This is a genomic window from Thalassobacter sp. (assembly GCF_982993085.1).
On the sequence record NZ_CEZFMW010000005.1, the window covers coordinates 40180 to 63347 of the forward strand.

Genomic DNA, 23168 nt, shown 5'->3' on the forward strand with positions numbered 1-23168 from the left:
TTCGCTTAGCGAGGCGGTGCTGGGGCGTCAACCAAAGGGGCGGGCTGCGGCTGGTCTTGGGGGGCATTCCGCGTTAGGCGTGGGCCAATAATTGCACAGGACGCATATGCATGAACGCCGATCCAAACGCTTCTCCCTTTCTTGATGTGCCGCGCACTGTTGTCGCCTTGGCGGCGGTTATCGGCGGAGTAGAGGGGATGTTTTCCCTCGCGCAAGCGGGTTATCTGGGCGGAGACGGCGGCATCGGCTGGCGGATCAACGCCATTAGCGACTTTGGCTTTAGCGGCGAAATCCTCGATTGGATGATCACGACGGGACAATTCCCTCTCGAACATCTGCGCCGTTTTGTGACCTACCCTTTCCTCCACCTTAGTTTCACGCATGTGCTGTTTTCTGTGGTTTTCATCCTTGCGATCGGCAAGGCGATTTCGGGCGCTTTCGGTGGGTGGCGACTGCTGGCCGTGTTCTTTGGTGCCTCGATCTTTGGAGCGTTTGTCTACGGCTATTTGTTTGAGTTTCTGACGCCTTTGATCGGCAGCTATCCGGGTATTTATGGATTGATTGGCGCGTTTACCTTTCTGTTGTGGGTGCGCGCGCGGGTTTTGGGTGAGGCACCGATGAAGGCGTTTTCCTTGATCGGTTTCTTGTTGGGTATTCAGTTATTATTCGCGGCACTGTTCGGATCAACTGGCGATTGGGTCGCGGATCTTGCGGGTTTTGTCGCGGGCTTTGGGATGTCGTTTTTCCTGATTCCGGGCGGCTGGACCCGTTTGCGTGACAGCCTGCGCGGCTAACGCCGCAACGCCGCCCGCAGTTCACGAAGCTGGAATGCGCCGCAAAATTGACCCGCGACTGCGTATGTTGCGATGCCCACCGCGACCAGAATGGCCAAGCCGAAATATCGCCATCCACCCATGCCCAACACTGGGCCAAGGGTGATTTCGGCAAACCACAAGACCGCGCCCATGATGAGTGAGGCAAAAACCACGCGCCAAATGCGGCCCTTGAATTGTGAGTCAAATGTCGCGGCCTGTCCGATATCGCGGCTGCCGCGCCACAACAGCCAAACCATGCCCCATCCCGCAAGCGTGGTTCCAAGGGCGGCGGCCATAAACCCAATGAACGGGGCCAGACCAATGGCAACGGCGGCATTGATGAACAGTGAAATAACCGCGTAGCGCAGGGGGGCTTTTGTGTCTTCGCGGGCGAAGAACAGGGGCTGAAAGACCTTTTGCAGGACAAATGCTGGCAGGCCCGCGCCATAGACGATCAGCGCGAGCGCGGTAAAGGCCGTGTCGTCGGCGTTAAAGGCTCCGCGTTCGAACAAGACGGACACAAGAGGCACGGCCAAAACCACAAGTGCGACGGCCGCCGGAATGGTCAGCAGGAGTGCAAATTCACCTGCGCGGGAAAATGCCTCTTGGCCGCCAGCCTCATCTTGGGCGCGGACACGGCGCGCCAATTCAGGAAGCAGAACCACGCCGATTGCGACACCCACAACACCCAACGGCAATTGGTACAAGCGGTCGGCATAGGCCAGCCACGCGACTGCACCTTCAAAATAGCTGGCGACTTGGCGGCCGACGAGCAGGTTGATTTGCATCACGCCGCCCGCCAATGCCGCTGGACCGGCGATGATCGCTAGTCGTTTTAGTTCTGGCGTCATGCGGGGGCGGCGTATCGTAAGTGTGTGGCCCGCTCGGCGCGCGGCCCAGTAGACGAGGCCCAATTGGGCCATGCCGCCTACCGGCACACACCATGCTAGGGCGGTGCCAATAGCCAATGGTGTTGGCGTGGAGAAAACCGCCACGCCCAACATGCCTGCAATAAATACAAGGTTGAGCAAAACAGGTGCCGCCGCCGCTGCCAAAAAGCGGCTGTTGGCGTTCAGTAACCCTGAGACAAGTGCCGCGAGTGAGATCATCAGGATGTAGGGAAACGCGATGCGTCCGTAGATGACCGCAAGAGAAAACCGCTCATCCCCCGCAAAGCCCGATGCCATAACCCAGACCAGTGCCGGCATGAACACCACACCCAAAACGGAGAAGACCGATAGGATGACGAACAACCCCGTGAACGCGTCGCGGGCAAAGTCATCTGCCTCCTCTCCGCCCTCTAGTTTTTTGGCGTACATCGGCACAAAGGCCATGTTGAAAGCGCCTTCGGCGAAAAACCGGCGGAACATGTTGGGCAGGGAAAAGGCGATCAAGAACGCCTCGGCCACGCCGCTTGTGCCCAGAAACCGCGCGATAAAGATATCACGCATGAAGCCCAGCACGCGGCTGGCCATTGTCCAGCCTCCGACAGTCAGGAACCCTTTTAGCATATCTTAGGCGCCCGCCCGTTCCTTGACGCGTGCAATCGCGGCGCGCAGCTTTTTCTCTAGATCGGCTTGTTTGGACTTGGAGTGCAGTTTGAGCCCAAACATGTCCTTTACGTAAAACACATCCACGACCTGCGCGCCGTATGTCGCGATGGTGGCGGTGGCGATATAGATGTTCGCATCCGCAAGAGTGCGGGTCAGATCGTACAGCAGACCGGGGCGGTCACGGGTATCAACCTCAACGATCGTGTAGATCTCTGACCCTTCGTTATCGAAGGTGATCGACGTGGGTACCGCAAAGGGGCGCTCGCGTTTCTTGATCTCACGACCTTGCAGCGCGTCAGAGGTGATGACCTCACCGCGTAGGGTTTTTTCGATCATACCGCGCAGACGCGGTAGGCGGCTCGCCTCGTAGGGGTGACCGTCACCGTCCTGCAGCCAGAACACCGACGTTGCGTAGCCATCCTTTGAGGTAAACGTCCGCGCGTCGATAATGTTGGCCCCAACCAGCGACAACGCACCTGCGAGGCGGGTGAACACGCCGGGGTGGTCTTCGTTGGCAAAGAGAGCACGGGTCGCATCCCGCTCTTCATCGGGTTCCAATTCAACCTTGAATTCGTCGGCGGCGATGTCCTGTAACATATGGGCAAAGCGCACCTGCGCCCCGGTGGGCAGGCCTTGCCAATAGGTGCCGTAGTGGCGACCGATCTCGGCGCGGAGCCGTGTTTCAGTCCATGTGTTGGGCATGGCGTCGCGGAACAACTTGCGGGCCTTGGCCTCACGGGTTTCGCGGTTCACGTCCTCTAGGCCGTTTTCGAGCGCAAGGGCCGTGGCGCGGTGCAGGGCGCGCAACATCTGCGCCTTCCAGTTGTTCCACACATTCGGACCCACGCCGCGAATGTCACACACCGTGAGCACAGTCAGCAGGTCCAACCGCTTACGCGTTTTGACTGCTTTGGCAAAATCACGCACCGTGCGCGGATCGGAAATATCCCGTTTTTGGGACATGTCGGACATCAGCAGGTGATAGCGCACCAGCCATTCCACGGTCTCGACTTCTTCTTTGCGCAGGCCAAAGCGCGGCGCGACTTGGCGGGCGATCTGCGCCCCAAGCACCGAGTGATCTTCGGGCCGCCCCTTGCCGATATCATGCAACAGCATCGCGACATAAAGGACCCGGCGATTAACGCCTTCTTCCAGAATGGATGAGGCCAGGGGCAGGTCATCGCGCAGTTCCTCACGCTCAATCTCTGCGAGGTTCGAGATTACCTGAATCGTATGCTCATCCACGGTGTAGCTGTGATACATATTGAACTGCATCATCGCGACGATGGGTGCGAACTCTGGCAGGAATGCCCCCAGAACGCCTAGCTCATTCATGCGCCGCAGGGACCGTTCGGGATTGCCGTGTTTCAGCATCAGCCCAAGGAATAACTTGTTGGCCTCGGGGGCCTCACGTACCTTTTGATCGATCAGGTGCAAGTTGGCCGAGATCAGCCGCATCGTATCGGGGTGCAGCAAAAAGCCAGTGCGCAGCGCCTCTTCGAACACGCGCAATAGGTTGATTGGGTCCGACAAAAACGCGGCCTCGTCCTCAACATTGATGCGTTCTTGGTGCAGCACGTATGGGGCTTTTAGTTTTTTGGGGCGCTTGCCGCGCAAAAATCCAAAGATGCCCGGCTTTGATTTGGTGTTGTCGGCCTCAAGTGCTGTGAGCACGATGCGGGTCAGCTCACCAACCTTGGTCGCGTGCCGGAAATAGGCCTGCATAAAGTGTTCAACACCGCGCCGCCCGCCTCGGTCAGTATAGCCCAATCGCGCAGCAACCTCGACCTGCATGTCGAACGTCAGGTGATCAGCGGCGCGGTTTGTGACCAGATGCAAGTGACACCGCACTGACCACAAAAACCGCTCTGCGGCTTCGAAGCTTCTGAACTCTTCGGGGCGAAAGACGCCTAAATCCACGAGGTCCGCGGCATCGCGCACGCCGTACCGATACTTTGCGATCCAATAAAGCGTTTGCAGGTCCCGAAGGCCGCCCTTGGCCTCTTTGACATTCGGCTCCAGCATATAGCGCTGTCCACCTTGTTTGCGGTGCCGTTCACTGCGCTCGATGAGTTTGCCCTCAACAAACTCGGGGATCGTCTGAGAAAACAACTCAGCCCAGAGCCGGTCACGCAAATCCGTGGCTAACGCGCCGCGTCCGCAGATAAGCCGCTGTTCCAAAAGTGCTGTGCGGATGGTCAGGTCTTCTCGCCCAAGGCGGAGGCAATCCTTTACTGTGCGGCTGGAATGCCCGACCTTTAGCTTCAAATCCCACAGCATATACAGCATGGATTCAATCACGCTCTCGACCCAAGGGGTCATTTTGTAGGGCGTGAGAAATAGCAGATCGACGTCAGAATGTGGGGCCATTTCGCCGCGCCCATAGCCGCCTACGGCCAGCACGGCGATCTGTTCCCCTTCGGTCGGGTGCGGGTTTGGGTGCAGCACGCGCGTGGCCACATGGAATACGCATTCCACAATGCAATCCGTCAGGAAACTATAGGCATGGGTGACACGGCGGGCGCGGCTTGGGTCGGCCTCAAACCCGGCGGCAATGGCGTCGCGGCCTAGGGTGCGCGCATCGCCCAGTGTCTCAACGGTGGCCTTGCGGATCGCGCTGCTGTCAGGGGCGTTGGCCAATGCAGCTTCAAGCCTATCGAGCATCATTTCGATGTCGAATATCTTACGGCCCTCAACGATCAGGTCGCTGGGGGTAAGTGTGCTTAGGTCCCGCGGTAAACGGCGGGGGGTGGAGGTCCTAGAAACCTGGGGTTCCGAAACGTCTTGGGGCAGGGGAGATCACCTGAACTTGGCCGTCAATGATTTGCGCGATGGCTAAGGCACGTTCATTGGTGCCATCGGCTCGAAGTCGGAATACCCCGTTCACGCCTGCAAAGCCAGAGGGCTGCGTCAATGACGCGGGGCTGATTTCGCCTGCGTCGCGGACCACGGCACCAATCGCCGAAATGCCGTCAAATGCAAGGCCTGCAAGGGGGTGCGGGGCGCGCGCAAATGCGGCTTGGAAGCGGCTGTCAAATTGGGCTGAAAGCCCTTGGTCGGGGAGCGCGAACCATCCACCCTGGAGCCCTGCAAGACTAAGTGCCTCAGATGGAACATCCCAACGGGCAAGGCCCATGAACTGAACCTCACCGGGCTGAATGCCGTTTTCTGGCAGAAGTTGTGCAAAGATTGGCAACGCGCCGGAATACGCAGAGGTGAAGAAAACCGAATTGGCGCCAGCCTCTCGGACGGCGTCACGCACGACGGGTACGGCGTTGAACACGCCTTCCTGCGACAATTCATAAGGGATCGCGGCCACAAGTGTTGCGCCGGATTTGCTTGTTGCTGATTGCACCGCTGCTCTGGCGATGTTGCCTGCTGTATCGTTGGCATGCAGGATCGCTATGCGGTTGCGCCCTCGGGTTGTGGCATAGCTGATCACACGGTCTGCGGTGTTTTCAAATGTGTTTCCAAGGACATAAACATTGCCGCCCGCGACGGATGTGTTGTTCGAGAAACTCAGGACCGAGATGTTGTCATTGGCCACCGCAACGCCGACTGCGGCGGCAACGTCTGCATAAAGCGGCCCAAGGATCACCTTTGCGCCATCATCCACGGCGCGCGTGGCGGCGGCGGCCCCAATGGTCGCGTCACCCGCTGTTTCATACACCCGCAGATCAAGGCGGACCCCCGCTAGGTCGCCAATCGCAAGGCGGGCGGCGTCCTCTAGGGCCTGTGCGACCACACTGTCACCCGCATTTGCGGACCCATAGGGCAGAAGAATGGCAACCGGAACCGCGCGGTCGGGTGAAACCGTGCGTGCGCCTCCGCCGGGAAAGTTGGCCTGACATCCCGCAACGGCCAGCGCACCCAAAACCAACATCGCACACCGCGAAACACGCGAAAAAAGCCACCCGACCATAAGACCCACCCTTTGAATTAATGCGGGAAATCATCGAAATCCCATAGACCTTCTGCCGAAACTAGAGCCTATAGTCAGCCAAGTAAACGATGCGAAGGGAATTGAGCATGACGCGCGCCACATCGCCACTGAGCGCCAGCCTTGCCCCGGGGCTTTACCTTGTTGCCACGCCAATCGGTGCTGCGCGGGACATCACGCTGCGCGGGCTAGATATTTTGGGTGCGGCAGACATGCTTGCGGCCGAAGATACGCGAACGGCACGCAAGCTAATGGAATTGCATGGAATTTCGCGCGATGGCCGTCAGATTGTAGCATATCACGATCACAATGGCCCCACTGCACGCCCTCGGTTGTTGGCGGCATTGCAGGAGGGAAAATCCGTGGCCTATGTCTCAGAGGCCGGCACGCCAATGGTCGCCGATCCGGGCTATCAGTTGGTGCGTGACGCGCATGATGCGAATGTGCCGGTGTTTGCGGCACCCGGTGCGTCGGCGGTTTTGTCGGCGTTGTGCGTCGCTGGGCTGCCCACGGATCGTTTCTATTTTGCAGGGTTTCCGCCCAGTTCGGCCAAAGCCCGCGAGACGTTCCTGAAAGGGCTCAAGACGATTCCGGGGACGCTGGTTTTGTATGAAAGCCCAAAGCGGATTAGTGAATTATTAAAGGCATGTCTGATAGTTTTGGGGGATCGCGAATGCGCTTTGTGTCGCGAACTCACTAAGAAATTTGAAGAAACACGCCGTGGTATGATGTCTGACGTTTTGACCTCTGTGATTGATCACCCTCCCAAGGGCGAAATTGTCCTCGTGATTGGTGAAGGTGCCGATGAGGTAGCCTCTGAAGGGGATATCGAAGCGGCGCTGCGCGAAGCACTACAAACGCTCAAGGTCAAAGAAGCGGCTGCGATGATCGCGGAGGATTTCTCGATTCCACGGCGGGATGCGTATCAGATGGCTTTGAAACTGGGCGATAAATGAGCAGTCTTACCAATTATCTTGCTGGATTGGCCGCGGAACAATCTGTCGCCATTCAATATATTCGCAGTGGTCATACTCTTCTGTCGCATCGCTGGCGCGGCATTGGAGGTGAGATTGACCTCATTTTTGTGAAAGCGGGCACTTGCGTTTTTGTTGAAGTGAAGAAAAGCAAAGCGTTTGCACGCGCTGCAGAAAGTCTAGGCCCCCGGCAGATCCAACGCCTTTTTCATGCCGCGGCTGAATATCTTTCTGGGCAGCCAAAGGGTGATCTTACGCCGTCGCGGTTTGATGTGGCTCTTGTGGATCAGTCCGGCCAGATCGAGGTTATAGAAAACGCATTGTGCGCTTAGACGTGCGTACTTGTGCGTTGCGCGGCCCGTCTGACTGCGCCATCTAGATAGAGATGGTTAAGTGGAGACGGACATGACGCTGCGTGTAGCATTCCAGATGGACCCTATAATGGGTGTCGATATCAGTGCAGATTCAAGCTTTCGATTGGCGCTAGAGGCGCAGTCGCGTGGGCATGAGCTGTTCTATTATCCACCAACTGCGTTGGCCTATGACACGGGTCGCATCCTTGCGCGTGGCCATGCGATGGAAGTCCGCAATGTGCTGGGTGATCACGTCACTTTGCAGCCGGAAACTGAACTCGACCTTGCATCCATGGATGTGGTTTGGCTGCGCCAAGACCCGCCGTTCGACATGGGTTACATCACGACGACGCATGTGTTGGACCGTCTCAAGGGCGAGGCGTTGGTTGTTAATGATCCGACGTGGGTTCGCAACTGGCCGGAAAAGCTGATGGTTCTGGATTTCCCGGACCTCACGCCGCCGACGATGGTGACGCGTGATTTGGAGACGTTGAAAGCTTTCCGCGCGCGGCATGGTGACGTCATTCTCAAGCCGCTTTATGGAAATGGCGGTGCGGGCGTGTTTCGCCTGACGCCGGAAGATCGCAACCTCAATTCGCTGCACGAATTGTTTTCGTCCGTGAACAATGAACCGCTAATCATGCAGAAATTCCTGCCTGCCGTGAGCGCAGGTGATAAGCGGATCATCCTTGTGGACGGAGAGCCGATTGGCGCGATAAACCGTGTCCCGGCAGAGGGCGAGACACGATCGAACATGCACGTTGGGGGGCGCCCCGAGCCAGTTGGTATGACGGATCGCGATCTTGAGATTTGCGCCGCAATTGGGCCGAAACTGCGTGAAGCGGGGCAGATTTTTGTCGGGATCGACGTGATCGGTGACTACCTGACTGAGATTAATGTCACCTCTCCCACTGGTCTGCGGGAGCTTGAAGCATTTGATGGGGTCAATGGAGCAGGGCTCATCTGGGATGCGATTGAGCGGAAGTTGACGCGCTAAACCTTAGGAGCGGCGACCAATCGGTATGACAGCGCCTCCCCGATGTGTGGCGTGTCTATATCAATATCCCCTGCCAGGTCAGCGATGGTACGCGAAACCCGCAACACCCGGTGGTACCCTCGCGCGCTGAGCGAAAACCGGTCCGTTGCGAGGTCGAGCATCGCTTGGCCGGCCTGTGTTGGGCGGCAGACATCCATCAATACTTCACCTTCGCAGTCAGAATTTGTGTGGGTGCCTTCGATGCTTGAGTAACGCTCGGTTTGGATCGCGCGGGCTGCGGCCACCCGTTCTGCCACCTGAGCGGAGCTATCGCAGGTCGGTTCACGTTTCAACTCATCGGCGGGGACTTGTAGCATTTCGATCCGCAGGTCGAAGCGGTCTAGCAGCGGCCCTGAGATTTTTTCGATGTAGTCCGCGCCACAGATAGGGGCCCGGCCACATGCAAGATTGGCGTCATAAAAGTGCCCGCACCGGCATGGGTTTGCCGCAGCGATGAGTAGAAAGCGGCAGGGGTAGCGGACATGTGCATTCGCGCGTGAGACAACGACCTCACCATTTTCAAGGGGTTGGCGCAGGGACTCGAGCGTTTGGCGCTGATACTCCGGAAACTCGTCCATGAACAAAACACCATTATGCGCGAGCGAAATTTCGCCCGGTCCGGCCCCTTTGCCACCGCCAACGAGTGCGGGCATTGATGCCGTGTGATGTGGGTCGCGAAAGGGGCGTGTTCGGGCAATACCTCCTTCGCCAAGCAGGCCGGCGATCGAGTGGACCATCGAGGTTTCCAGTGCCTCAGCCGGTGTGAGGTCTGGTAAAATGGAAGGCAGCCGTGCCGCGATCATGGACTTTCCACACCCGGGGCTGCCGACCATGAGCAGATGATGCCGCCCAGCAGCGGCAATTTCGAGCGCACGTTTCGCGCGGGCTTGCCCCCTAATGTCGCGTAAATCGCGATCATGTTGAATTGGTGCAAGGTGGGTTGGATGTGCCTGTGCGAGAGGTTTGGCACCGGTGAAATGCGCGAGCAGTGCCGCCAAGCTGGACACGCCAAACACACGCGTGGCCCCGACCCAAGCGGCTTCTGTGCTGCATTCTTCGGGGCAAAACAGTTCGGTTTCAAGGGTGCCGGCAGTGACAGCGGCAGGTAGCGCGCCCTTGATCGGGATCAGCTTGCCGGAAAGAGATAGCTCTCCCAATGACATTATGCCCGCGACTTTATCCTGCGGGAGCATGTCAATCGCCGCAAGAATCGCGGCGGCGATCGGTAGATCAAAATGCGCACCAGATTTTGGCAGGTCGGCTGGGGATAGGTTTATCGTGATCCGCTTTGACGGCATTGCCACGTTCAAATGCGCGAGCGCGGCGCGCACTCGGTCTTTTGCCTCACTGATGGCTTTGCTGGGAAGCCCGACGATTGAGAATGACGGCAGTCCAGGCGCGAGCGCGCACTCTACCTTAACTGGCCGAGCGACCAATCCGTCAAACGCGACGGTGTATGTACTTGCGAGCATTGCGCCCCCTCGATGGCATCTTGGGACAGGATTAGCGGCAAGGTGTTTACGATTGGTAAAGCTTCATGAATGTTGGCCATGCTTCTGGGTCGGCGCAGGTTTTGTCTCGGCAAGCCTTATTGCAGAAGCCAAAGACCCGCCCATCAAGTTTAAGGAAATGAGTGACCGGGTCGCCTGAGTATGGGCATTTGTCATTCTCTGAGGGACCTGCAGCAACCGGTTGAGCAACTAGTGCTTTTGGCCCAGTCCATGGTCCCTGTGGGAGGTCTTTGTCGTATTCGCTAAGCGTCCGATCACGTGCCTCACCCATGGCGCGCCAGCGGCGGAAGGCAGGGTCATGCAAGTGCGCACTCACATACGCTTGGGTTGCTTGGTCAACCAGCAATCCGTATCCCGCGATGCGGGCGGCGATCGGTGCGTAAAAGGCATCGACTGCGCCATAGTCACCAAATAACCAAGGCCCCCTCCCACTCAGGCTGCGAGCATGATCCCACAACATGCTGATGCGATTGATATCACGCAAAACGGCTTCTGATGGTGAAAACCCCTGCCACGCATGCCGCAGGTTCATGGGGCAGTCACTGCGTAATACCATGAAACCACTGTGCATTTCGGCAATAAGCGACCGCGCCGCGCTTCGGGCCTTTGGATTATGCGGGAGTAGGGGCAGATCGGGGTGGGCCTCAATGATCCCTTCAAAGATCGCAAGGGAATCGGTCCAAACGGCCCCAGAAGGCGCGCGCACCGCAGGGACAGTTGCAGCGGGAAACCAAGGCTTCAGGTCCTCCGCAAATCCCGGTTGATAGAACTCAGTGGTATGAATGTTCACGGGGATGTCAAAGCGTTCAAACAACAGCCAAGCGCGTAGGCTCCAGCTTGAATATGATTTGTCGCCGATCAAAAGGTCATATGTCATGACCTGAGCATAGCCCTGTTAAATGCAGGCATGCCAATGATGTTTTTGCGGCGTCCTCATCACGGATGGTGATTGGCGAAATCACCCTCAAACCCGCTCCCGTTCCACGTGATCCTTGTGATTGATAGCGGCTCAATCACTTGTCCGAGGGCAGTATAGGGTGTGATCTGTAGCGCGCGCGCCCACTGCGTGAGGATCACCCCCATATGGGCAACAATGATGATGTCGGAATAGGCGCCCGTTAACATATCGCAGCCCGCATTTACTCTTTCGGTGACGTCATTCCAGCTCTCGCCACCGGGTGCTTTTTGCGCACCGGGCGCGTCAAAAAAGGAACGGCACTCGGGGCTGTCGATTGCGTCAAACGTTTGGTTTTCCCACTCTCCGTAATGGAATTCGCGAAAGCGTTTTTCATGCGGAAGCCGGGATCGCGTGCCCTGTATGGCGTCTGCTGTGGTCCGCGTACGGAGCAAATCGCTGCTAACGATTGGCGCATCAGGCAATGCGGCGCTGACGCGGGCGATCTGGTCTGTGTTTGACAGATCGGCTGGTAAATCGGTCCAGCCTACCATCGTTTTTGCATGGGTTGGGCCATGACGAACCCACCAAAAACGGGTCATTGCGGCACCTCTGGCAGTGTCCCTTTGAGGGCAAAGGGCAGCCCAGACATCACTGCAATCACGCTGTCGGCTTGCCGAGCGGCTGCTTGGTTGAACCGTCCTTGGATATTGCGAAACGCGCGGCCCATGGAGGTGTCTGGCACAATCCCTTGTCCCACCTCATTGGTGACGATGACAAAGGGCGCGGGCGATTGGCTCAAGGCTTTTAACACCCGTGGCACTTCTTTAGCAGTGTCGCCGTCGGCCATCATAATGGCGGTTAACCACATTGTGGCGCAGTCGATTAGGACGGCCTCCCCGGGGGACACTGTGTTGATCGCGGCCGTCAAATCGGTTCCAGTTTCGACCGTGTCCCAGCCGTCGTCGGCACGACTTGTACGGTGCGCGCGGACCTTTTCCGCCATTTCGTCATCCCAAATCTGTGACGTTGCGAAATATTTTTTCGGTAGGCCGGAAGAGGCTATAAGGCGCTCTGCATAATGGCTTTTTCCAGATGCAGCCCCACCGGTCACTAGGGTGAGCTTTGGTAAAATCAACATTAATTATGACCCCCGGTGATCCAACATCTGTCGCCCCCCGTATCACTTGTAAAACCAAACCAACAGTCTTCAGGGGGCAATCATGGCCTTGGATTTCAACAGCGATACAACATTATCCCGTCGTGCGATGAAGGCAGAGTTGCTGGACGCCGAAACGGAATTGCAACTCGCCTATGCGTGGCGCGACCAGCGAGACGAGGCGGCCTTGCACAGACTGATCACAGCATACATGCGGCTGGCGATCTCAATGGCATCGAAATTTCGCCGTTATGGCGCACCCATGAACGACCTCATTCAAGAGGCCGGTTTGGGCCTCATGAAAGCCGCTGATAAGTTTGACCCCGACCGTGGAGTACGCTTTTCGACGTATGCCGTTTGGTGGATCAAAGCGTCGATCCAAGATTACGTGATGCGGAATTGGTCGATGGTGCGGACTGGTTCGACATCCTCGCAAAAGTCGCTCTTTTTCAACATGCGCCGCGTGCAAGCTCGGCTCGAGCGTGAAGCACAAGCTGCAGGTGAAAACCTAGATCGGCACCAATTGCGCCAGATGATCGCGACAGAAGTGGGCGTGCCATTGCACGATGTTGAGATGATGGAAGGTCGCCTGTCCGGCTCAGATTTCTCTTTGAATGCAACCCAATCATCTGAGGATGAGGGGCGCGAATGGATTGATGCGCTTGAGGATGATGGTGCGCAGGCTGCCGAAACCGTAGAGCATCGCCATGACACGGACACGCTGCGCGAATGGCTGTTGTGTGCCCTAAACGCCCTTAATGAACGTGAACGGTTTATCGTCCGAGAGCGAAAGCTGCGCGACGCACCTCGGACGCTCGAAAGTCTTGGCCAAGAGCTGAAACTCAGCAAGGAGCGTGTGCGCCAATTGGAGGCCGCTGCCTTTACCAAAATGCGCAAAAGCCTCGAAGGCCAGTCCAAAGAGGTTCGAGCCTTTTTCGTATGATTAATAGCAATCAGCTGCTTGCTGGGGTCGCGTTGGCATTTGCAAGCGCGACCCTATCTACGTCTGCCGTCGCCCAAGAGGATTGGATCGCGCGTCTGGCAGGTGCTGATGTCGTTCTTTTAGGCGAAATTCACGACAACCCTGAACATCACTTGCGGCAGGCAGAGGCGATTGCGTCCCTGTCCCCGGCGGCTGTTGTTTTCGAAATGTTGACGCCAGATCAGGCCAAGGCACTGGCGGGGGGCGTGCCAAAGCAGGCAGAGAACGTGGCCGAGTTGTTGGAATGGGACGATTCTGGCTGGCCGGACTACACGATGTATCACCCGGTATTCCTTGCGGCGGATGGTGCCGCAATTTATGGCGCTGCCCTGCCTCGTGCCCAAGTTCGTGCCGCAGTTTCTGGCGATATAGCGGCCCTTTTCGGTGAGGGCGCCGATATCTTCGGATTGGATCGGCCGTTAGAGCAATCTGAACAAGAGGCACGCGAAGCGATGCAAATGTCGGCGCATTGTGATGCGTTACCAGCAAACATGTTGCCCGGCATTGTCGCGGCACAGCGCTTGCGTGATGCACATTTTTCACGTGTGACGCTTATAGCATTGGCTGAAACGGGCGGCCCCGTAGTCGTCATTACGGGGAATGGCCACGCGCGCAAAGACTGGGGGATGCCGGTCTACCTTGCGGCCGCGGCGCCCGAGGTAACAGTGCGGGCGCTTGGCCAATTTGAGGATGACCCTGCGCTGGACGCGCCATTCGACATCACACTCGTTTCAAGCGCGGCAGAGCGTCCCGATCCGTGTCTGGCCTTTCGCTGATCTTGCCCCTCTGCGCGGCGCACCGTAACGTCCAGCCAACCTAACTGCCGTGGAACGCCAGCCATCATGCTTCAAAACAAGAAAATCCTCCTTATCATTGGTGGCGGCATTGCAGCGTTCAAGTCGTTAGATTTGATCCGCCGTGCCCGTGAGCAGGGGGCTAAGGTTATCCCGGTTCTAACCCGCGCGGGGGAAGAGTTTGTAACGCCCTTGTCCGTGTCCGCATTGGCGGCGAACAAAGTGTACCGCGACCTGTTCGACCTCACGGATGAAGCTGAGATGGGGCATATCGAGTTGAGCCGCGCCGCCGACTTGGTCGTGGTTGCACCCGCTACGGCAGATCTGATGGCTAAGATGGCTCAGGGTTTGGCGAATGATCTGGCATCCACGCTTTTGCTCGCGACGGATAAGCCCGTGCTGATTGCGCCAGCGATGAATGTGAAAATGTGGGAACATCCCGCCACGCAGCGCAATGTTGCGACGTTGACGGGCGATGGGATCAGCTTTGTGGGGCCGGACCATGGTACTATGGCTTGTGGCGAGTTTGGCCCGGGTCGGATGGCCGAAGTCCCTGAGATCATAGCCGCTATTCAAAGGTCCTTCACTGCGGGGCCGCTGGCTGGGCGCAGAGTGCTCGTGACCTCCGGTTCGACCCATGAACCCATTGATCCAGTTCGTTATATCGCCAACCGGTCATCTGGAGCACAGGGTGCAGCGATTGCAGGCGCGCTGCAGGATTTGGGGGCCGAGGTTGTCTTTGTGACAGGTCCGGCCACCGTGCCGCCACCGCACGGGGTACAGGTTGTGCAGGTTGAAACGGCAGATCAAATGCTTCACGCGGTCGAGGCTGCGCCTGCTGTTGATGCCGCCGTCTTTGCCGCAGCTGTTGCAGACTGGCGTGTCGACAACAGTTCAGCCCACAAGATGAAGAAAGACGGGAGCGGCAAGGCGCCGGCCTTAGCGTTTTCGGAAAATCCAGACATTTTGAAAACAGTGTCCGGATGGGGTGACAAACGGCCCAAACTGGTCATTGGTTTCGCTGCTGAGACGGATGATGTTCTTGCAAACGCAACTGCGAAGCGGGTCCGTAAGGGCTGCGACTGGATCGTGGCCAATGATGTTTCTCCAGAAACCGGGATTATGGGTGGCACTGAAAATGCGGTCACCTTAGTGACCGAAGCTGGAACGGAGGCATGGCCCCGCATGAGCAAATCAGAGACGGCGCACAAGTTGGCGGACCGTATTGCAAAGGCCTTGGCATGAACGTTCGGATCGCGGTGATGCGCGCGGACTGGGCGGATCCGTCTGTTGATTTGCCGGACTATGCCACGTCAGGTGCGGCAGGTGCGGACGTGCGCGCGAACTTACCGGCTGAGCGTCGTGAACAGGGGCAAATTTTGGCGCCCATGAGCCGCGCTATCGTGCCGACAGGTCTGCGCATTGCGATCCCTGAAGGGTATGAGTTGCAACTACGCCCACGCTCTGGCCTAGCCTTCAAGCAGGGACTGACGCTGATCAACACGCCTGGCACAATCGACAGCGATTATCGCGGCGACGTGGGTGTTTTGATGATTAATCTTGGGGATGAGGCTGTTTCCATCGCGCATGGTGATCGGATCGCCCAGGCGGTGATTGCTCCCGTGCATCGTGCTGAGTTCGTTCAAGTTGACGGCTTAGATGATAGCGCGCGTGGCGTGGGTGGTTTTGGCTCAACGGGGATCCGCTGATATGATTTTGGTTTTTGGTGTTGCGGCTCTGATATGGAGCATTGGGCACATTCTGCGGCTGCCAATGCAGGCGCGTTGGCTGATGCTCGGGCTTTTGTATATCGCCGTTCTTGGCCTGCAATTGGCGATGCCTGCCGGCGCTCCCTTGCGTGAGGCCACGGGTGGCAGTGCATCGATGTGGTTGATCTTTGGCGGGCTTGTCGGTGTGATCTGGCTTTACCGCGGCGCGCTTGGCAAACTGCGGGCCCGTGCTGATCAGACCCAAAAAAGTATCGCACAAGAGCAAGCTCCCTCTCAATCGGCGGGCATGTCCGAGGTCGAGTTGGAGCGTTACGCCCGCCACATTGTTATGCGCGAAGTGGGCGGCCCGGGTCAGATGCGTCTGCGCGGTGCCAAAGTTCTGGTGGTTGGGGCCGGTGGTCTGGGCGCGCCTGCGCTTATGTATCTAGCCGGTGCTGGCGTGGGCACGATAGGTGTGATCGATGATGACATCGTCTCGCTTTCGAACCTTCAGCGGCAGATTATTCATACCGATGACCGCTCTGATATGCCCAAGGTGTTCTCAGCCGAGACGGCGATGAAGGCCCTCAACCCGCATGTTAATGTGCGTCCCTATCAGCGTCGGCTGACTGCCGACATCGCCGAAGACTTGTTCGCCGAATATGATTTGGTCCTTGATGGATCGGACAGTTTTACGACGCGGCAAATGGTGAATGCAGCGGCGGTGGCCACGGGCACGCCACTGGTTGCTGGGGCAATTTCACAGTGGGAGGGGCAAGTGACCGTCTATGACCCCGCCGGTGGCGCCCCATGTCTTGCGTGCATCTTTCCGCAACCGCCTGCCGCGGGGCAGGCTCCATCCTGTGCCGAGGCCGGGGTGATTGGGGCATTGCCGGGGGTTGTCGGGTCAATGATGGCCCTAGAGGCGATCAAGGAGATCACGGGTGCCGGTGAAACGCTACGTGGTAAGATGCTGATTTATGACGGTCTTTATGCCGAAACACGCAGTATAAGCATTAAGCGCCGCGCAGATTGCGCGTGCTGCGGCAACATCTGAACGATCACATCTGCGACATCCTGTCATTCCCTCTATGCTTGGGGTGAATTTGACCTATCTGCTATTTCTGAAATTTCTGAAATTAATGTGTGATGGGAAAATAGATGAAAATGGCGCCCCTTCTTCAAGAGTTCGTTCTCCATTTCGGTGAGATGGGCAGTCGTTGGGGTATCAACCGTACCGTTGGCCAAATCTACGCAGTGTTGTTTCTATCGAAGACGCCCTTGAACGCTGAGGAAATCACGACTGCACTGGGCATCAGCCGCTCGAATACCTCCATGGGTTTGAAGGAATTACAGGCATGGAATCTTGTGCGATTGCGCCACCTGCCCGACGATCGAAGGGATTATTTCACTACCCCCGACGATTTATGGGAGATTGTCCGCACCCTTGTCGCGGAACGAAAAAAACGCGAAATCGATCCGACGCTGACCAAGCTGCGTGAGCTGGAAATGCAGGGCGCGCAGGGCGATCCCTATGCGGAGGCCCGCATCGCCGAGCTGCGTGAGCTGATCGAGATGATGTCCACCTTCTACGAAGACATGAATCGGCTTGAGACTGAACGCTTGGTCCAACTGATGACGCTTGGCGCCAAGTTGGGCGGCTTGGTCGAAAAAACCAGCCGTCTAAACCCCTTTACCCGCACCAAAGGCTAGACACATGATGGATACTCTCCTCCTGTCGCGCATCCAATTCGGCGCGAATATTTCGTTTCACATCCTTTTCCCCACGATCACTATCGCAATGGGCTGGATGCTATTGTTTTTCAAACTGCGGTTCCAATGGACCGGTGATGAAAAGTGGATGGAAGCTTATCGGTTCTGGGTGAAAATCTTTGCCCTCAGCTTTGCCATGGGGGTCGTGTCGGGCATCACAATGTCGTTCCAATTCGGGACAAACTGGCCCGGATTTATGGAAAAAGTCGGCAATATCGCGGGGCCGCTCCTCGCGTATGAGATCATGACAGCGTTCTTCTTGGAGGCGGTTTTTATCGGCATCATGCTCTTCGGGGCGTCCCGCGTGCCGGTTTGGCTGCATACGACTGCAACCTTCCTTGTGGCCTTTGGGACGACAGTCTCTACGTTCTGGATTATCGTGTTGAACTCTTGGATGCATACGCCCCAAGGATTTGAAATGATTGACGGCGTAGCCCATGCAACCGATTGGTGGGCAATCATTTTCAACCCCTCTATGCCCTACCGGTTCGTGCACATGTTACTCGCATCGGGGCTAACCGTGTCTTTCTTGATCGCGGGCATCAGCGCGTTCCGCTGCCTTTTGGGTGATCGGTCGCGCAGCGTCGCTGCGACGCTGCGTACGGGGCTGGTCTTTGGTGCGCTGCTTATTCCGGTCCAAATCTTGGCGGGGGATTTTCACGGGCTGAACACGCTGGAACATCAGCCTGCTAAGGTTGCCGCGATGGAAGGGAACTGGGACACGCGATCCAACGTGCCGCTGGTTGTGTTTGGCCTTCCAAATGAGGACACGCGCACCAATGATTTCGCGATTGAGATCCCAAATCTTGCGTCGATCATCCTGACCCATAAGGCCGATGGTGTCGTACCCGGTCTGAACGATTTCGTGGCGGAGGACGGCACGATTTTGCACCCCCCAGTGAGCAAAGTGTTTTGGTCGTTCCGCGTCATGGTCGGCACAGGTATGGCGATGATGCTGCTGAGCTGGGGAACACTGGCCCTAATGGCGCGTCGTGATGATCTGGGCCGACGATTTCAGGTTGGCTGCATTCCAACGCCGATCCTGCTGTTTATGGTGCCTTTTGCTTTCTCGGGGTGGGTGGCAACGCTGGCGGGCTGGTACACGACTGAAATTGGCCGTCAACCATGGCTGGTCCAAGGTGTGATGAGCACGGCCGAAGCGGTGGCTGACGTACCTGCGCCGATGGTTCTAGGCACGTTAATCGCCTATCTTGCGATCTATGCGGCATTGTTAACCGCTTATATCAGCGTCATTTTCTATCTCGCGACCAAGGCCACGAAGGGCGATAGCATCCGTATGGCGGTGCGTGGCTCTGGCGAGGCGCAGGTCAAAATTTTGACCCCGGCGGAGTAACCCAACATGTCCATTTTTGATGATCCGTCCGTTTGGTTGCCGCTCGTTTTTGCAGGACTAATGGGGCTTTCGATCCTGATTTATGTGGTGCTGGATGGCTTCGATCTGGGCGTTGGTATTTTGTTTCCCCTTGCAGAGGACGCAGAAAAAGACCGCATGATCGCGTCTATTGGCCCGTTTTGGGATGCAAATGAGACATGGCTCGTTCTGGCTGTCGGGCTTTTGCTTGTGGCTTTTCCATCGGCGCACGGAGCGATCCTGACAGCGCTATATTTGCCAGTTTTCGTCATGCTAGTGGGGTTAATCCTGCGCGGCGTCGCCTTTGAGTTTCGGGCCAAGGCACGGGCCAAGCGAAAGGACATGTGGAACCGCTTTTTCTGGATCGGCTCGACCATGACCTCGCTGGCGCAAGGCTACATGCTGGGCATCTATATCATGGGGTTGCAGCAAACGTGGTTAACCGTGGCATTCGCCCTCGTAACGGCGGTGTTCCTGACGGTCGGCTACAGTTTCATAGGAGCGGCTTGGTTGATCCTAAAAACCGAGGGTGCGTTGCAGCGCAAAGCAGTCGCTTGGGCCAAGGGTGGCGTCTGGGGGCTCGTGCTTGGGTTTGGTGCGATCTCGCTGGCATCACCGGCGGTATCGCCTCGGATTTTCGATAAGTGGTTCAGCTTTCCAGAGGCATTCTATCTTGCACTGTTGCCGCTGATGTCAGCGGCATTGGTGGGGGTGTTGTGGTTCTCGTTGCGTCGTTTGCCGGCTGACAATGACCATTGGTCGTGGGTGCCGTTTGTGACCTCCTGTGCCTTGTTCGTGCTGGCTTTTATCGGCTTGGCTTACAGTTTTTATCCCTACGTGGTGCCCGAACAGATCACGATCTATGAGGCGGCGTCTGCGCCAGAATCTCTGATGATCATCCTTATCGGGGCTTGCGTCGTGGTGCCCACGATCCTTGCCTACACGGTGATGGCTTATGTGATTTTTCGCGGCAAAGCGACTGAACTGCGATATGATTGAGTCCGCGCAATAATGCACATGGGGTATATAATGTGAATAGTTGCGTTTGATTTCAAACATGCCAAATGGAGTGAAAGCAAACCAACTCACTAAAGGCATCCCCATGACCCAGACTGTTCTGCATATCGATAGCTCTATCCGCGCCGAAGGTTCCGTTAGCCGCGCGTTGTCGCAAAAAATCACCTCTCGCTTTGAGGGCGCGACCATCTTGCGTCGTGATTTGGCCGATGGTGTGCCGCTGATCGATGGGGCATGGATTGGCGCGAACTTTACTCCAGCAGCCGACCGCACCGATGAGCAAAAGGCCGTTCTGGCCACGTCAGACGCGATGGTCGCAGAGCTTCAGGCCGCTGATGTGATTGTCATCGGGACGCCGATTTACAATTTTTCCGTAACCGCCGCGATGAAGGCTTGGATCGACCTGGTCGCCCGTGCCGGCGTGACGTTCGAGTACTCTGAAACTGGCCCCAAAGGTCTGTTGACTGGCAAACGTGCCATCATCGCAATCGCATCGGGTGGCACACCCGTCGATAGTGAGATCGACTTCGCTGGTCGCTATATCCGCCATATCATGGGCTTCATCGGGATCACCGATGTAGAGTTCGTGAAAGCTGATAGTCTCGGCAATGGCGGGGACGAAAAGATCGTGCAAGCCAACGCTCAGGTCGAGAAAATCGCAGCCTAAAAATCAGCCGTGACGTCCGGCAGGTTCAGCGCGTGGACAAGATCCCGCACTTCCTGCCGGGCGGCAATATTGGACATGTTCATATTGGCGATACCAATATCGCGCAGGTCCAAAAGGGTCATGCCGCGGGGAAACAGCTCACGGAAAATGACCCGCTCGGTAAAGCCGGGGGCAACGCGAAAGCCGATACGCTTGGAAAGTTGATCCAGCGCCTCGCCCACTTTGCGTTTGTTGTGCATCTGCTGGGCGCCGAGACGGTTCCGCAACACCAGCCAATCAATTGGCTTTAGCCCAGCTTTGGCGCGCAGTTGCCGCGCATGCCAGACCATTTCGGAATAGACCGAAGGCCCTTCAATCTTGTTGGTATCTGGGTCGACTTTGGCCAATAGGTCAAAATCCACAAAACTATCGTTCAGGGGGGTGACCAGCGTATCCGCCAGCGAGTGGGCGACTTGGCTCAGCCGTGTGTGCGAGCCGGGACAATCGATCACAATAAAATCGCTGTCTTTTTCCAGTTCAGCCACTGCAAGTGACAGAGACTTGTCGAACGGGTTCTCATTCTCATTTAACGTCGCGCGATCTACCTTGGGCAGTTCGATAAAGCGGGGCGTGGGCAGGGTGACGCCGTTTTTCTCACCATAAGACAGGCGATTTTCCATGTACCTGGTGAAACTCTTTTGGCGCAAATCCAGATCAAGCGCGCCAACGCGTTTGCCCATCCGCGCAAGAGCCGTAGCCATATGCATGCAGGAGGTGGACTTACCCGAGCCGCCTTTTTCGTTACCGAATACGATGATGTGTGCCATGCGGGCGTTTCCCCAAGATATGCTTATCAGCCACTATAGGTAGGAAGTGCAGGCGGGGGAAGCGGCTGCGCAGTCAGAATACGTCGCTTTTTGTCGGCTTTGGGCTGGGAATGCCGAAAAGACGCTGCCAGCATAGGATTATCGCACGTCTCCGGAGGGTAACGTCATGGCCAACGCCTTCACTGAGTTTCTGCATGAGACCAAGCTGAGTGACATTCCACCCCAAATGCAGGCGCTTGGGCGGCAGTGGCTGTTGGACCTGTTGGGGGTTGCCACGGCAGGTACCCAAACCGAATTGTCTCGGGTAATCCATGGTCATGCCTCGGCGCATTTCGGGTCGGGGGCTAGGTCGGCGAGGATGCTGTTTGATGGTCGCGCCGCGAGCCCGCCCGGGGTGGCCTTGGCAGGGGGCTGCACGATTGATGCAGTGGACGCCCATGATGGGCACAAGCTGACCAAAGGCCATACCGGGTGCGGGGTTTTGCCCGCCCTAGCGGCCCTCTGCCAGGCAGAAGGGATGGACGATGACCAAGAGTTCCTTGCGGCCTTCATTCTAGGGTATGAACTGGCGACCCGCGCAGGCATCGCGCTGCACCGGACGACTTGCGATTATCATACCTCGGGGGCATGGGTTGCATTGGGCGCGGCGGGGCTGGGCGCGCGTGTGATGGGACTGACGGGGGATCAGACACGCCACGCCATCGGGATTGCCGAATACCATGGGCCGCGCAGTCAGATGATGCGGGTGATTGATCATCCGACCATGCTCAAGGATGGGTCAGGTTGGGGCGCTATGTCCGGGGTTTCGGCGGCCTATTTGGCGGCTGACGGGTTTACTGGCGCACCTGCCATCACAGTAGAAGGCGCGGATGTGCGTGATCTGTGGGAGAGCTTGGGTCAACGCTGGTGCATCGCGGAGCAGTATTTCAAACATTTTCCTGTATGTCGTTGGGCGCAGCCGCCAGTGCAGGCAGTTTTGGATTTGCGCCGGGCGCATGGGCTTCAATCTGAGGCGGTGGATCACATCCAGATTGAGACGTTCCATCATTCAAAGCGGCTGGCGACGCGGGAGCCCAAAACCACCGAGGAGGCGCAGTATTCAACGGCCTTTCCTACCGCCGTTGCACTTGTGCGGGGCCGGGTGGACCCAGCAGATGTGGCCGATGCTGCACTAAATGATCCGGAAATCACGCGGATCGCGCAATGCATGCTGATCAACGAAGACGCGGGCTTTACCGCAGCCTTCCCTGAACGCCGGATCGCGCGGGTGACGGTCGTGTTAAAGGATGGCCAACGCTTGACCTCAGCGGACACAGAGGCTCCGGGAGATCCGGAACACCCCGTTAGTAATGTAGATGTGATGGCGAAATTCCACGCCTATGCCACACCTGTCCTAGGTGCAGACCGAGCCCGCGCAATCGAAGCGGCGGTGGACGGTTTGGGCAAAGGTGGTGGGCTAAGCGCCTTGCGGGCCGCAATCCTGCCCGCACCCTAGGCTCCAACGCAAAACGCCGCCCCAAAAAGGAGCGGCGTTTCGTTAATCCGAAGATCAGGCGTCTTAGAAGCCCAGACCTGCGTACTTGTTTTTGAACTTGGACACGCGGCCACCGGTGTCCATCAGGCGCGAGTTGCCGCCTGTCCATGCAGGGTGCACGGAGGGGTCGATGTCGAGCGACAGTTGATCGCCTTCTGCGCCCCAAGTGGATTTCATTTCGACCACGGTGCCATCCGTCATTTTGACGTTGATCGTGTGATAATCGGGGTGGATCTCTTTTTTCATGACAAAAGCTCCTTACGCGTCTGCGGATGCGC

General features: G+C 57.3%; 23 protein-coding genes. 14 read left to right on the forward strand and 9 right to left on the reverse strand.

Going from position 1 to position 23168, the window contains the following annotated elements:
* The first annotated feature begins 110 nt into the window (after positions 1–110).
* The gene (locus tag AC4GMC_RS01825; RefSeq protein WP_487878926.1) at positions 111–794 is read left to right on the forward strand and encodes a rhomboid family intramembrane serine protease; all 684 of its coding nucleotides are present in this window, start codon (positions 111–113) and stop codon (positions 792–794) included.
* Here the strand turns inward: AC4GMC_RS01825 and murJ are convergent.
* The 3 genes from murJ to AC4GMC_RS01840 are packed head-to-tail and all read right to left on the reverse strand — an operon-like array spanning position 791 to position 6290.
* Positions 791–2326, reverse strand: a complete 1536-nt coding sequence (gene murJ, locus AC4GMC_RS01830) for a murein biosynthesis integral membrane protein MurJ (RefSeq protein WP_487876479.1) — start codon at positions 2324–2326, stop codon at positions 791–793. The genes AC4GMC_RS01825 and murJ overlap by 4 nt on opposite strands.
* 3 nt (positions 2327–2329) lie before the next feature.
* A complete protein-coding gene (locus tag AC4GMC_RS01835) occupies positions 2330–5071 on the reverse strand; it encodes a [protein-PII] uridylyltransferase (RefSeq protein WP_487876483.1) in 2742 nt (913 codons plus the stop codon).
* Between the two features lie 55 nt (positions 5072–5126).
* Positions 5127–6290 carry a penicillin-binding protein activator gene (locus AC4GMC_RS01840; protein ID WP_487876478.1) on the reverse strand — a complete coding sequence of 388 codons (1164 nt, stop codon included), beginning with the start codon at positions 6288–6290 and terminating at the stop codon, positions 5127–5129.
* 107 nt (positions 6291–6397) lie between these two features.
* Between AC4GMC_RS01840 and rsmI the strand changes: the two genes are divergently transcribed.
* From rsmI to gshB, 3 genes are all read left to right on the forward strand, one after another.
* The gene (gene rsmI, locus AC4GMC_RS01845) at positions 6398–7264 is read left to right on the forward strand and encodes a 16S rRNA (cytidine(1402)-2'-O)-methyltransferase (RefSeq protein WP_487876477.1); all 867 of its coding nucleotides are present in this window, start codon (positions 6398–6400) and stop codon (positions 7262–7264) included.
* Complete coding sequence (locus tag AC4GMC_RS01850; protein ID WP_487876476.1) at positions 7261–7614, forward strand: YraN family protein; 354 nt, start codon at positions 7261–7263, stop codon at positions 7612–7614. Before rsmI ends, AC4GMC_RS01850 begins: the two co-directional genes overlap by 4 nt.
* Positions 7615–7693: 79 nt before the next feature.
* Complete coding sequence (gene gshB, locus AC4GMC_RS01855) at positions 7694–8632, forward strand: glutathione synthase (RefSeq protein WP_487876482.1); 939 nt, start codon at positions 7694–7696, stop codon at positions 8630–8632.
* Here gshB and AC4GMC_RS01860 read toward each other — a convergent pair.
* From AC4GMC_RS01860 to cobU, 4 genes are read right to left on the reverse strand one after another with little or no spacing between them, the layout of a single operon-like run.
* Positions 8629–10143, reverse strand: a complete 1515-nt coding sequence (locus AC4GMC_RS01860; protein ID WP_487876475.1) for a YifB family Mg chelatase-like AAA ATPase — start codon at positions 10141–10143, stop codon at positions 8629–8631. The genes gshB and AC4GMC_RS01860 overlap by 4 nt on opposite strands.
* A gap of 46 nt (positions 10144–10189) precedes the next feature.
* Entirely contained in the window at positions 10190–11059 is an 870-nt protein-coding gene (locus AC4GMC_RS01865; RefSeq protein WP_487876474.1) for a glutathione S-transferase, read from the reverse strand.
* Between the two features lie 59 nt (positions 11060–11118).
* Positions 11119–11679 carry a histidine phosphatase family protein gene (locus AC4GMC_RS01870; RefSeq protein WP_487876473.1) on the reverse strand — a complete coding sequence of 187 codons (561 nt, stop codon included), beginning with the start codon at positions 11677–11679 and terminating at the stop codon, positions 11119–11121.
* Entirely contained in the window at positions 11676–12218 is a 543-nt protein-coding gene (cobU, locus tag AC4GMC_RS01875) for a bifunctional adenosylcobinamide kinase/adenosylcobinamide-phosphate guanylyltransferase (RefSeq protein ID WP_487876472.1), read from the reverse strand. The genes AC4GMC_RS01870 and cobU overlap by 4 nt, the downstream gene beginning before the upstream one ends.
* Before the next feature lie 82 nt (positions 12219–12300).
* Between cobU and AC4GMC_RS01880 the strand changes: the two genes are divergently transcribed.
* From AC4GMC_RS01880 to AC4GMC_RS01920, 9 genes are all read left to right on the forward strand, one after another.
* A complete protein-coding gene (locus AC4GMC_RS01880) occupies positions 12301–13179 on the forward strand; it encodes an RNA polymerase factor sigma-32 (protein WP_487876471.1) in 879 nt (292 codons plus the stop codon).
* The gene (locus AC4GMC_RS01885; RefSeq protein ID WP_487876470.1) at positions 13176–13994 is read left to right on the forward strand and encodes a ChaN family lipoprotein; all 819 of its coding nucleotides are present in this window, start codon (positions 13176–13178) and stop codon (positions 13992–13994) included. The genes AC4GMC_RS01880 and AC4GMC_RS01885 overlap by 4 nt, the downstream gene beginning before the upstream one ends.
* Before the next feature lie 66 nt (positions 13995–14060).
* Positions 14061–15257, forward strand: a complete 1197-nt coding sequence (gene coaBC, locus AC4GMC_RS01890; RefSeq protein WP_487876469.1) for a bifunctional phosphopantothenoylcysteine decarboxylase/phosphopantothenate--cysteine ligase CoaBC — start codon at positions 14061–14063, stop codon at positions 15255–15257.
* Positions 15254–15721: a dUTP diphosphatase gene (dut, locus tag AC4GMC_RS01895; protein WP_487876468.1), complete on the forward strand. Its 468-nt coding sequence runs from the start codon at positions 15254–15256 to the stop codon at positions 15719–15721. Before coaBC ends, dut begins: the two co-directional genes overlap by 4 nt.
* A 1-nt stretch (position 15722) precedes the next feature.
* Positions 15723–16778: a HesA/MoeB/ThiF family protein gene (locus tag AC4GMC_RS01900; protein WP_487876467.1), complete on the forward strand. Its 1056-nt coding sequence runs from the start codon at positions 15723–15725 to the stop codon at positions 16776–16778.
* Between the two features lie 110 nt (positions 16779–16888).
* Positions 16889–17434, forward strand: a complete 546-nt coding sequence (locus AC4GMC_RS01905) for a GbsR/MarR family transcriptional regulator (RefSeq protein ID WP_233486499.1) — start codon at positions 16889–16891, stop codon at positions 17432–17434.
* 4 nt (positions 17435–17438) lie between these two features.
* The gene (locus AC4GMC_RS01910) at positions 17439–18848 is read left to right on the forward strand and encodes a cytochrome ubiquinol oxidase subunit I (RefSeq protein WP_487876466.1); all 1410 of its coding nucleotides are present in this window, start codon (positions 17439–17441) and stop codon (positions 18846–18848) included.
* Positions 18849–18854: 6 nt separating this feature from the next.
* Positions 18855–19865 carry a cytochrome d ubiquinol oxidase subunit II gene (locus AC4GMC_RS01915; protein WP_487876465.1) on the forward strand — a complete coding sequence of 337 codons (1011 nt, stop codon included), beginning with the start codon at positions 18855–18857 and terminating at the stop codon, positions 19863–19865.
* A gap of 103 nt (positions 19866–19968) precedes the next feature.
* Positions 19969–20550 (forward strand): FMN-dependent NADH-azoreductase, encoded by a 582-nt coding sequence (locus AC4GMC_RS01920; RefSeq protein ID WP_487876464.1) that lies wholly within the window; start codon positions 19969–19971, stop codon positions 20548–20550.
* Here the strand turns inward: AC4GMC_RS01920 and AC4GMC_RS01925 are convergent.
* Positions 20547–21356 (reverse strand): division plane positioning ATPase MipZ, encoded by an 810-nt coding sequence (locus AC4GMC_RS01925; protein ID WP_038004119.1) that lies wholly within the window; start codon positions 21354–21356, stop codon positions 20547–20549. The two genes, AC4GMC_RS01920 and AC4GMC_RS01925, sit on opposite strands and share 4 nt — an antisense overlap.
* A 166-nt stretch (positions 21357–21522) precedes the next feature.
* Between AC4GMC_RS01925 and AC4GMC_RS01930 the strand changes: the two genes are divergently transcribed.
* Complete coding sequence (locus tag AC4GMC_RS01930; RefSeq protein WP_487876463.1) at positions 21523–22851, forward strand: MmgE/PrpD family protein; 1329 nt, start codon at positions 21523–21525, stop codon at positions 22849–22851.
* A gap of 63 nt (positions 22852–22914) precedes the next feature.
* Here AC4GMC_RS01930 and rpmE read toward each other — a convergent pair whose 3' ends face one another.
* The gene (gene rpmE, locus AC4GMC_RS01935) at positions 22915–23136 is read right to left on the reverse strand and encodes a 50S ribosomal protein L31 (RefSeq protein ID WP_487876462.1); all 222 of its coding nucleotides are present in this window, start codon (positions 23134–23136) and stop codon (positions 22915–22917) included.
* Positions 23137–23168 lie beyond the last annotated feature (32 nt).

Bases quoted from the DNA above. Each gene is read 5' to 3' on its own strand.
- AC4GMC_RS01825 (WP_487878926.1), top strand. From the start codon at position 111: ATGAACGCCGATCCAAACGCTTCTCCCTTTCTTGATGTGCCGCGCACT.
- dut (WP_487876468.1), top strand. From the start codon at position 15,254: ATGAACGTTCGGATCGCGGTGATGCGCGCGGACTGGGCGGATCCGTCT.
- AC4GMC_RS01885 (WP_487876470.1), top strand. From the start codon at position 13,176: ATGATTAATAGCAATCAGCTGCTTGCTGGGGTCGCGTTGGCATTTGCA.
- AC4GMC_RS01880 (WP_487876471.1), top strand. From the start codon at position 12,301: ATGGCCTTGGATTTCAACAGCGATACAACATTATCCCGTCGTGCGATG.
- AC4GMC_RS01900 (WP_487876467.1), top strand. From the start codon at position 15,723: ATGATTTTGGTTTTTGGTGTTGCGGCTCTGATATGGAGCATTGGGCAC.
- rsmI (WP_487876477.1), top strand. From the start codon at position 6,398: ATGACGCGCGCCACATCGCCACTGAGCGCCAGCCTTGCCCCGGGGCTT.
- AC4GMC_RS01860 (WP_487876475.1), bottom strand. From the start codon at position 10,143: ATGCTCGCAAGTACATACACCGTCGCGTTTGACGGATTGGTCGCTCGG.
- AC4GMC_RS01920 (WP_487876464.1), top strand. From the start codon at position 19,969: ATGACCCAGACTGTTCTGCATATCGATAGCTCTATCCGCGCCGAAGGT.
- AC4GMC_RS01910 (WP_487876466.1), top strand. From the start codon at position 17,439: ATGATGGATACTCTCCTCCTGTCGCGCATCCAATTCGGCGCGAATATT.
- AC4GMC_RS01850 (WP_487876476.1), top strand. From the start codon at position 7,261: ATGAGCAGTCTTACCAATTATCTTGCTGGATTGGCCGCGGAACAATCT.
- murJ (WP_487876479.1), bottom strand. From the start codon at position 2,326: ATGCTAAAAGGGTTCCTGACTGTCGGAGGCTGGACAATGGCCAGCCGC.
- AC4GMC_RS01865 (WP_487876474.1), bottom strand. From the start codon at position 11,059: ATGACATATGACCTTTTGATCGGCGACAAATCATATTCAAGCTGGAGC.
- AC4GMC_RS01870 (WP_487876473.1), bottom strand. From the start codon at position 11,679: ATGACCCGTTTTTGGTGGGTTCGTCATGGCCCAACCCATGCAAAAACG.
- AC4GMC_RS01930 (WP_487876463.1), top strand. From the start codon at position 21,523: ATGGCCAACGCCTTCACTGAGTTTCTGCATGAGACCAAGCTGAGTGAC.
- AC4GMC_RS01915 (WP_487876465.1), top strand. From the start codon at position 18,855: ATGTCCATTTTTGATGATCCGTCCGTTTGGTTGCCGCTCGTTTTTGCA.
- coaBC (WP_487876469.1), top strand. From the start codon at position 14,061: ATGCTTCAAAACAAGAAAATCCTCCTTATCATTGGTGGCGGCATTGCA.
- AC4GMC_RS01840 (WP_487876478.1), bottom strand. From the start codon at position 6,290: ATGGTCGGGTGGCTTTTTTCGCGTGTTTCGCGGTGTGCGATGTTGGTT.
- cobU (WP_487876472.1), bottom strand. From the start codon at position 12,218: ATGTTGATTTTACCAAAGCTCACCCTAGTGACCGGTGGGGCTGCATCT.
- AC4GMC_RS01905 (WP_233486499.1), top strand. From the start codon at position 16,889: ATGGCGCCCCTTCTTCAAGAGTTCGTTCTCCATTTCGGTGAGATGGGC.
- AC4GMC_RS01925 (WP_038004119.1), bottom strand. From the start codon at position 21,356: ATGGCACACATCATCGTATTCGGTAACGAAAAAGGCGGCTCGGGTAAG.
- rpmE (WP_487876462.1), bottom strand. From the start codon at position 23,136: ATGAAAAAAGAGATCCACCCCGATTATCACACGATCAACGTCAAAATG.